Origin of the sequence: Granulicatella balaenopterae, assembly GCF_900111135.1 — a bacterium.
Taxonomy (GTDB): Bacteria; Bacillota; Bacilli; order Lactobacillales; family Aerococcaceae; genus Granulicatella; species Granulicatella balaenopterae.
In genome coordinates this window covers 49,556-58,270 of sequence record NZ_FOGF01000010.1, presented here as the reverse complement: position 1 = coordinate 58,270, position 8,715 = coordinate 49,556, and the positions used below count along the sequence as shown (strand labels likewise).

The window sequence follows — 8,715 nt, the reverse complement described above, 5'->3', positions numbered from 1 at the left end:
ATCCTGTATTCCCGATTTATGGGGGCTTAGCTCAGATGGGAGAGCGCCTGCTTTGCACGCAGGAGGTCAGCGGTTCGATCCCGCTAGTCTCCATTTTTTATTTTTAATAGTTTGGCGGTGTAGCTCAGCTGGCTAGAGCGTCCGGTTCATACCCGGGAGGTCGTGGGTTCGATTCCCTCCGCCGCTATTTTTTGTTTTTATAAAGCTATGGAGGATTACCCAAGTCCGGCTGAAGGGAACGGTCTTGAAAACCGTCAGACGTGTAAAAGCGTGCAAGGGTTCGAATCCCTTATCCTCCTTTTTTTTTTTGCTTTTTTTATGGTTCCGTGGTGTAGGGGTTAACATGCCTGCCTGTCACGCAGGAGATCGCGGGTTCGATTCCCGTCGGGACCGTTAAATTTTGCGGGTGTAGTTTAGTGGTAAAACTACAGCCTTCCAAGCTGTTGTCGCGAGTTCGATTCTCGTCACCCGCTTTAAAATATACTGGCCCGTTGGTCAAGCGGTTAAGACACCGCCCTTTCACGGCGGTAACACGGGTTCGATTCCCGTACGGGTCATTTATTAAAACTAGCAGTTGCTAGTTTTTTTATTTTTAGAAATTTTTGAATAGTATGTTACGCGGCATTTGTTGCCTTATTGTATAAAATTGTAGACTATTTTATATTAGGGAATAGATGCTTTTTTTGTATAAAAAATAAATGATGCTATTAAAGGATTTCTTTAACAACATCATTTATTCTAGTTAATGTGAAATTGGTGCTTTTGATAATTGTTTAGCTGTTTGTAGATTAGCTTCTACTTCTTTAGCAGGTTTTGTTTTAGCTGATAGATGTAGCTTATCTTTTAAGGTAATTAAAGTGATGGCGATAATGATGAAGATAATTCCTAGAACGTCAATTTTACCAAAACTTTCACCCATAATGGTCACAGCAAAAATAACTGCTGAAATAGGTTCAATGGATGCGATTAAACTACCATTGACAGGACCGATAATCATCATGCCACTTAAGAATAAAGTAAAGGCTAAGATTGTCCCTAAAAAAATGATTCCGAATAAAGTTAAGATAACCATTGGCGTCCAAACTACTTGGTATTGCCACGGTCTTGAGAAAAGGGTACAAACAATTCCTCCAATTAGAAGACCTAATCCAGTGATTGTAACGCTATCCCATTTGTGGATTAACTCATCAGGTAAAATCATATATAATGAGTAAGCAAATGCTGTTGTGATTCCCCAAGCTAGTCCTGATGGTGTGATTGCTAATTCATGAATACTACCATGAGTGGCTAATAGGAAAGTCCCCAAGATTGCTAGAGCGATGGCGCCTAGTTCAATTTTGGTTGGTAGACTTCTTTTTTTAATACTGGCGTAAAAGATAATGATGATGGGACATAAGTATTGCAAAACGGTCGCTGTTCCGGCATTAGTTTTTGATATGGTAATCAAATATGCTAATTGCGAGAATAACAATCCAAAAATTCCAAAGATGGTTAATTGCAGTAAATCTCTTTTTGAGTGCATTAATTCTTTAAATTTTTGTGGTCGTTTTTTTAAAGCGATCAGAGATAAGATTAATCCTCCACATAACATTCGTGTGGAAGTTAACCAAATCGGATTGACATTACCAACTGACATTAAATACTGTCCACAAGTACCAGATAAGCCCCATGTTATTGCTCCAGCAATTGTTAATAAAACGCCTTTTGTTGATTCTTTCAAAAAAACATCTCCTTTATTACTATTCTACAACGTATTCTATCGCAATTAATCGGATAATACAATCGAATTATAAAACGTTTTCAAATTCTAATCATATTCTTAGACTACAAAAAAAGATTCAAGATAATGTATCTTAAATCTGTCTAAATTAGGTATTCTTATGTAACTTTTTCCAATAAATTCTATCTTTTAAGGTGATGAGAATGACGGCTGATAAAATGGATGCCATTCCTAAAATGTCCATTAGTCCAAATACTTGATGAAGTAATAGTGCTGAGAAAAAGACGGCTGAGATTGGTTCAGTTGAGGCGATTAAGCTGCTTTTGATGGGGCCAATAAGCATCATACCACTTAAAAATAGGGTATAGGCTAAGACTGTTCCTGAAATAATGACACCACCTACTAATGCGATAATTAACATTGGTGTCCAGTTAATATGGTATTGCCAAGCTTGTGATCCTACGTAAAAGACGATGCCCCCAAATAATAAACCAAGTCCTGTGACGCTAATACTGCCCCAATTACGTACTAACTGTTCTGGTAAAAGCATATACAGCGAATAGGCGATTGCTGAGGTTAAGCCCCATGCTAAGCCTGTTGGTGTGATGGCTAATTCATGGATGTTTCCATGGGTGGTAATTAAAAATGTACCAAGTAAGGCTAGAGCGATTGAGCAAAATTCAATGACACTAGGTAAAGTTTTGCTTTTTAAGCTCATATAAAAAATAATAACGACGGGACATAGGTATTGTAAGACAGTCGCAGTACCGGCATTGGTATTTGAAATAGTTGTAATATATGTTAATTGTGAGAATAATAATCCAAAAATTGCAAATTTTAGTAATTGAATGCGATCTGTTTTATTTTTTAAGATGCCTGTCATTTTTTTAGGACATTGATAGAAGCCAATGATACTTAATAGAATTCCACCGCCAAGTAGTCTTTGTGATGTTAGCCAAACGGGGTCAATATGGCAAGTCGCCATTAAGTATTGGCTACTTGTTCCGGATAGTCCCCAAGCCATAGCACCAGCTAAGGTTAAAACAACTCCTTTTAATGATTTTTTCATTAATTTTCCTCCATAAAAATAGTATAAGAATAATTTTATCGTAATTAAAACGATGATACAATCTTTATTTTTATGTAAGCGGTACAAAAAACTTATTGACAATTTCGTGTTTTAAAATATAATAGAATTAATAAGAGAGAAGAGGAGACGACATCATGGAATTAAAAGCCGTTCAAATACAATTGAATATGCGCTGGCAAAGCCAATAGGTACAGGTTGTTTTCTTTGAAGTCTTTCATAGATACAGCCTTCATTTTGCATGAATGTATCTATGTGGCAATGACGTAAATTATATACCACGTAGAATAGATAAAGTCTACGTGGTTTTTTTGTACGATGAACCACACTTTAAGATAAGTTGTGGTTCTTTTTTTATAACTAACGATAAAAGGAGAAAATGGTAATGAGAAATGGTTCGATAAAAGTAAGAGGCTTTGGGATGATGTTATTGGTGGTGTTAGTTATTGGCTTTTTTACGATACCTCACAAAGCGAATTCTGAAGTGACTTTTCAAAACGATATAGAAAAAAAGCAAACGATTCATTTAGGTGTCTTGCAATTATTAAGTCACCCAGCTTTGGATCAGATTTATCAAGGATTAGAGGATGGTCTGGCTTTAGAAGGATTTAGTGAAGCAAAGGAAAATATAGTGATTGATGTACAAAATGCTCAAGGTGATCAAAGCAATCTTGTGACGATGAGCGAAAAATTAGTGACTGATGGGAATGATTTATTAGTGGCCATTACAACACCTTCAGCTTTAGCTTTAGCAAATACGACCACGGAGCTACCGATTGTTATGGCGGGGATTACTTATCCAGTTGAGGCGGGGTTGGTTGAATCAGAAGAACTTCCAGGTAAGAATATAACTGGTGTTAGTGATCGTACGCCGATTGCTGAGCAGTTACGCTTGATGAAAGAGTTGCTTCCTAATATGGTAAGTATGGGGATTTTGTATACTTCTAGTGAGGATAATGCTGTGAAACAAGCGGATGAAGCTAAAAAATTAGCATTAGAAGCAGGTTTGGTAGTTAAGGAAGCGAGTATCTTCAATTCGAATGATATTCAGCAAGTTACTGAAAATTTGGTAGCTCAAGTGGATTGTTTGTTTATTCCGATTGATAATGTTTTAGCAAGTTCGATGTCGATTGTTACTCAAGTCACTGATGCATATGGGATTCCAGTCTTCCCTTCATCAGATACGATGGTCAAAGATGGTGGTGTCTTAGCGGTTGGTGTGGATCAATATCAGATTGGCTTAGCAACTAGTCAGATGGTGGTTGATATTTTACAAGGAGATGAGCCGAGTCAGATGCCAGTTGTATTAGCCAATCAAGGTGTGGTTTATTTGAATGAGGCAAAAGCTAAGCAATTAGGACTAGAGATTCCAACAGCAATCAAAGCAGAAGCCATTACAGTTGATGAAATGCAAATGGAGAAAGGACGTGAGTAGATGGAATTAATTATTTCGGCAATTTCACAAGGAGTATTATGGGGAATATTATCTTTAGGGTTATTTATTAGTTTTCGTATTTTAAATATTGCAGATATGACAACAGAAGGCTGTTATCCGTTGGGGGGAGCTGTTTGTGTGGTGGCGATGCAACAAGGTGTCAATCCGGTGATGGCCATTTTTTTGGCGATGATAGCAGGTGGGATAGCTGGTGCTGTGACGGGCTTTTTAATGACTGTCTGTAAGATACCAAGTTTATTGGCGGGTATTTTAACGATGACCGCTTTAATGTCGGTTAATTTGAAGATAATGCAGCGTCCGAATTTGAGTTTATTGAACTATGAAACGATTTTTAGTGATTTGGCGCAATTTAATTTACCGAAATATTATGATGTATTATTAGTGGGCTTCATATTAGTGGCATTATTAATAGTTGTAATGGTCTGGTTTTTTAAGACGGAATGGGGTCAGGCGTTAATTGCTACGGGGGATAATCCGAAGATGGCGATTTCTTTAGGAATTTCTACTAATAAGATGATGGTTTTTGGCTTGATGGTATCGAATAGTTTGATTGCTTTGGCGGGGGCTGTTTTAGCGCAATATAATGGTTTTAGTGATGTGAATAGCGGAATTGGCACGATTGTAATTGCTTTGGCAGCGATTATTATTGGGGAAGTTATCTTTTTAGATGTGAGCTTTACTGAGCGATTAATTTGTATTGTTTTTGGATCAATTATTTATCGTTTATTAGTTGTAGCAGTCTTAAAATTAGAAATTATTAGTCCAAATGATTTTAAATTATTATCAGCAATGATGGTAGCTCTGTGTTTATCAATTCCACAAATTAAAAAAGGTTTCACACTAGTTTCAAAATGCCAGGGGGATGAGTAGATGATTACTATTAATAATATTAGCAAAATATTTTTTCCACATACTAACCGCGAACACCAAGCACTAAAATCAGTTAGTCTAACAATTGAAAAGGGTGACTTTATCACGATTGTTGGTGGCAATGGTGCTGGGAAATCAACCTTTTTAAACGCGATTGCTGGTAGCTTTCCAATTGATCAAGGGCAAATCATAATTGGCGATACTGATGTCACAAAATTATCAGAAGCAAAACGAGCCAAACTAATTAGTCGTGTCTACCAAAATCCTCTAGACGGAACGGCACCTCGTATGACTGTAGAGGAAAATATGGCGCTAGCTTTAAGACGAGGCAAACGCCGCACATTACGTAAAGCTAGTAAAAAAGCTGATGTGGAACTCTTTAAAGATAGCCTCAAACAAATGAATCTCGGCTTAGAAGAGCGACTAACAACAGAAATGGGCTTACTATCAGGGGGACAAAGACAGGCAATTGCTTTATTAATGGCCACTCTGCAAAAACCAGAATTACTCTTATTAGATGAGCATACTGCCGCTTTAGACCCAAAAACTGAACGAACAATTATGAAACTAACCAAAGAAAAAATCGAACAAGAAAACTTAACAGCGATGATGATTACGCATAATTTACAAGATGCCCTAGAATATGGCAATCGCTTAATCGTCTTACATCGTGGGAAAATTGTTAGGGACTTTAAACAAGAGGAAAAATCCCTTTTAACGACGACTAGTCTATATCAGTTGTTAGTTGATTTAGATGAACAAACTCTTCTATAACCCAAACAAAAAGCTTAGTATGGTCTAAAAGTAGGCTGGTATTAAGCTTTTTTCTATACTTAAGCGCTCGATGTTTAAAAAATCTCAATAATATGCTACAATTATTTGGTAAATAAGAAGGGGGATTTGAAAAGATGGTATTACCAAACTTTGAAAAAAATCTAGAAAAATATGCTAAATTATTAGTATCAAATGGCTTAAATGTACAACCAGGACATACATTAGTAGTAACAGTTGATGTTGACCAAGCAGAATTAGCTCGTTTAATCGTAAAAGAAGCTTACGCATTAGGTGCAGCGGAAGTTATGGTTCAATGGACTGATGATTTCTGTTCTCGTGAACGTTTAATGAATATGTCAGAAGAACGTTTAATGAATGTTCCAGAATACAAAATTCAAGAAATGCACTATATGTTAGATAATAAAGCAAGTCGTTTAAGCGTACGTTCAGCAGATCCAGATGCATTAAATGGAGTTGACCCAACTAAAATCTCAAACGTTTCACGTGCAACAAGCATAGCAATGAAACCAATGCGTACAGCTACACAATCAAATAAAGTGAGCTGGACAGTTGCAGCAGCAGCCGGAACAGCTTGGGCTAAAAAAGTATTCCCAAATGCAGCAACTGATGAAGAAGCAGTTGATTTATTATGGGATCAAATCTTCAAAACTTGCCGCGTTTACGAAGAAGATCCAGTAGCAGCATGGAAAGCTCACGAAGAAAAGTTAGATGCTAAAGCAAGCATTTTAAATAAAGAACAATTTGTAGCATTACACTACACTGCACCAGGAACAGATATGACTCTAGGAATGCCTAAAAACCATGTATGGGAAAGTGCTGGCAGTATCAATGCACAAGGCGAACACTTTATTGCTAACATGCCTACAGAAGAAGTATTTTCTGCACCAGATTTCCGTAAAGCAGAAGGTTATGTAACAAGCACAAAACCATTAAGCTTAAACGGTAACATCATCGAAGGCATTAAAGCAACCTTTAAAGATGGTCAAATCGTTGATATTTCAGCAGAAAAAGGCGATGAAGTCATCAAAAACTTAGTAGCCGACAATATGGGAGCTCGTGGATTAGGTGAAGTAGCCTTAGTTCCAGACCCATCTCCAATTTCACAATCAGGTATCACATTCTTTAACACTTTATACGATGAAAATGCATCAAACCACATTGCAATCGGTTCTGCATACGCAACAAGTGTTCAAGGTGGAGCTGACTTTGAAACAGAAGAACAATTAAAAGAAGCTGGCTTAAACCGTTCAGACGTACACGTGGACTTCATGATTGGTTCTAAAAATATGGATGTTGATGGTATCCGTGAAGACGGTTCAGTGGTACCAATCTTCCGTAATGGTGATTGGGCTATCTAATAAATCATAATGAACTACAAAAACTATCTAGTATATAGCTAGGTAGTTTTTTTGTGTTCGCAAGGAATAATGAAGTAAATAAATGTGTAAAAATAAGAAAAGTATAAAAATAATCAAAAAACTAAAGAAATATGGATAAAATAAAAAAATGTAAAAAATATGGTTATTTTAGTAGGAATGTTCGTAAAAATTATGTATAATCAAAAAAAAAGGGAAGTATTAATAATAATACTTCCTAAAAGATATAATGATTAATAGTAAAATAATAAAAATGTTAATGAATAGTACATGGACTAAGCGGTATAACTTGGCGCATTGGTAAATGAGATACAGCCATCTTTGGTTACAACAACGCAATCTTCCACACGGACACCAACTTTTCCAGGAATATAAATACCTGGTTCAATTGAAAAGCACATGCCTTCTTGTAAGACTAAGGTATTACCAGACATAATAGAAGGGAACTCATGGCAACTTTGACCAATCCCATGTCCTAGACGGTGGATAAAGTAGTCGCCATAACCTGCTTTTTCAATATGAGTTCGAGCAATGGCATCAATTTGTTCAGCAGTCATTCCTGGTTTGACAGCTTTCATTGCTAAATCATGAGCTTCCTGCACAATTTGATGAATTTCTTGGTCGAACGCTTTAATCTCATGGCCAAAATAAACAGTACGAGTCATATCGCTTGCATAACCTTTATACATAGTCCCTAAATCAAATAAGACTAATTCATTTTCTTTTAATGTACGAGTTCCTGGTTCACCATGAGGGTCCGCAGCATGATCACCGAACAAGACCATTGTGTCAAAGCTCATATGTGAGATACCAACTTTTTTCATTTCATATTCGATTTTAGCAACAACTTCAACTTCTGAAATGCCAACCTGTAAACTGTCAACACCGACTTTCATCGCTAAATCAGCAAATTTTCCTGATTCTTTTAATAATGCAATTTGTTCAGGCGTTTTAATAATGCGTTCCATATTAACAAAATCAGTTAAATCTGTTGCAAAAACTAATTCAGGTAAAAAGATTTTTAATTGTTCGGCAGTGAAAAGTGTGACATATTTTTTCTCGATAGCGCAAGTTTTTGGTGTGTTAAATTCACGAATAATAGCCTCTGTTAATAATTGATAGGGATTTTCGTGATCTTGATAAGAAACAATGGTAAAGTTTGGTTCTGCTTCTTTCGCCATTTTTGCTTCTAAGGAAGGCACAAATAGTAAAGGAGTCTTATCAGGAGCAACGACTAAGCTCACAACACGTTCATGTGGGTCAGTACTATAATTCGTGAAGAATCGAATCGTTGCTGGATCTTGAATAAAAGCAATATCTAATTGTTGGTCACTTAAAAAAGTGTTTAAGCGGGTTAATTTGTTCATAAAAATTCCTCCTAATGATTATCTTATATTAGTGTATCATAAAA

7 protein-coding genes and 6 tRNA genes are annotated in these 8,715 nt (G+C 36.4%); 10 read left to right on the top strand and 3 right to left on the bottom strand.

The genetic code is table 11. From position 1 onward, the window contains the following. Positions 1 to 20 precede the first annotated feature (20 nt). From BMX09_RS03705 to BMX09_RS03680, 6 genes are all read left to right on the top strand, one after another. A tRNA-Ala gene (locus BMX09_RS03705) sits at positions 21 to 93 on the top strand. A gap of 20 nt (positions 94 to 113) precedes the next feature. Continuing rightward, positions 114 to 187: transfer RNA gene (locus tag BMX09_RS03700), tRNA-Met, on the top strand. Between the two features lie 22 nt (positions 188 to 209). Then, a tRNA-Ser gene (locus BMX09_RS03695) sits at positions 210 to 299 on the top strand. A 21-nt stretch (positions 300 to 320) separates the two neighbouring features. Then, positions 321 to 393 (top strand) — tRNA-Asp (locus tag BMX09_RS03690). Positions 394 to 402: 9 nt separating this feature from the next. Next, a tRNA-Gly gene (locus tag BMX09_RS03685) sits at positions 403 to 473 on the top strand. Between the two features lie 12 nt (positions 474 to 485). After that, positions 486 to 557 (top strand) — tRNA-Glu (locus BMX09_RS03680). A gap of 185 nt (positions 558 to 742) precedes the next feature. On the opposite strand, the gene BMX09_RS03675 is transcribed toward BMX09_RS03680, so the two are convergent. Together BMX09_RS03675 and BMX09_RS03670 are read right to left on the bottom strand one after the other, a co-directional pair. Continuing rightward, positions 743 to 1,720 carry a DMT family transporter gene (locus BMX09_RS03675; RefSeq protein WP_089746357.1) on the bottom strand — a complete coding sequence of 326 codons (978 nt, stop codon included), beginning with the start codon at positions 1,718 to 1,720 and terminating at the stop codon, positions 743 to 745. A 148-nt stretch (positions 1,721 to 1,868) separates the two neighbouring features. Next, on the bottom strand, positions 1,869 to 2,789 hold the full coding sequence (locus BMX09_RS03670) for a DMT family transporter (RefSeq protein ID WP_089746356.1): 921 nt from the start codon (positions 2,787 to 2,789) through the stop codon (positions 1,869 to 1,871). 403 nt (positions 2,790 to 3,192) lie between these two features. Here BMX09_RS03670 and trpX point away from each other — a divergent pair, with 403 nt between their 5' ends. From trpX to BMX09_RS03650, 4 genes are all read left to right on the top strand, one after another. Continuing rightward, positions 3,193 to 4,242: a tryptophan ABC transporter substrate-binding protein gene (trpX, locus tag BMX09_RS03665; RefSeq protein WP_089746355.1), complete on the top strand. Its 1,050-nt coding sequence runs from the start codon at positions 3,193 to 3,195 to the stop codon at positions 4,240 to 4,242. Continuing rightward, entirely contained in the window at positions 4,243 to 5,133 is an 891-nt protein-coding gene (locus BMX09_RS03660) for an ABC transporter permease (RefSeq protein WP_089746354.1), read from the top strand. After that, the gene (locus BMX09_RS03655; RefSeq protein WP_089746353.1) at positions 5,134 to 5,907 is read left to right on the top strand and encodes an ABC transporter ATP-binding protein; all 774 of its coding nucleotides are present in this window, start codon (positions 5,134 to 5,136) and stop codon (positions 5,905 to 5,907) included. It begins immediately after the preceding gene. A 134-nt stretch (positions 5,908 to 6,041) separates the two neighbouring features. Then, positions 6,042 to 7,286 carry an aminopeptidase gene (locus tag BMX09_RS03650; RefSeq protein ID WP_089746352.1) on the top strand — a complete coding sequence of 415 codons (1,245 nt, stop codon included), beginning with the start codon at positions 6,042 to 6,044 and terminating at the stop codon, positions 7,284 to 7,286. A gap of 293 nt (positions 7,287 to 7,579) precedes the next feature. Here the strand turns inward: BMX09_RS03650 and BMX09_RS03645 are convergent, their stop codons facing one another. Beyond that, positions 7,580 to 8,671, bottom strand: a complete 1,092-nt coding sequence (locus tag BMX09_RS03645; RefSeq protein WP_089746351.1) for an aminopeptidase P family protein — start codon at positions 8,669 to 8,671, stop codon at positions 7,580 to 7,582. Between the last annotated feature and the right edge of the window lie 44 nt (positions 8,672 to 8,715).

What these genes read in the sequence shown, in the direction of transcription:
- trpX (WP_089746355.1), top strand. Translation starts at nt 3,193, where the DNA reads ATGAGAAATGGTTCGATAAAAGTAAGAGGCTTTGGGATGATGTTATTG.
- BMX09_RS03670 (WP_089746356.1), bottom strand. Translation starts at nt 2,789, where the DNA reads ATGAAAAAATCATTAAAAGGAGTTGTTTTAACCTTAGCTGGTGCTATG.
- BMX09_RS03660 (WP_089746354.1), top strand. Translation starts at nt 4,243, where the DNA reads ATGGAATTAATTATTTCGGCAATTTCACAAGGAGTATTATGGGGAATA.
- BMX09_RS03655 (WP_089746353.1), top strand. Translation starts at nt 5,134, where the DNA reads ATGATTACTATTAATAATATTAGCAAAATATTTTTTCCACATACTAAC.
- BMX09_RS03645 (WP_089746351.1), bottom strand. Translation starts at nt 8,671, where the DNA reads ATGAACAAATTAACCCGCTTAAACACTTTTTTAAGTGACCAACAATTA.
- BMX09_RS03650 (WP_089746352.1), top strand. Translation starts at nt 6,042, where the DNA reads ATGGTATTACCAAACTTTGAAAAAAATCTAGAAAAATATGCTAAATTA.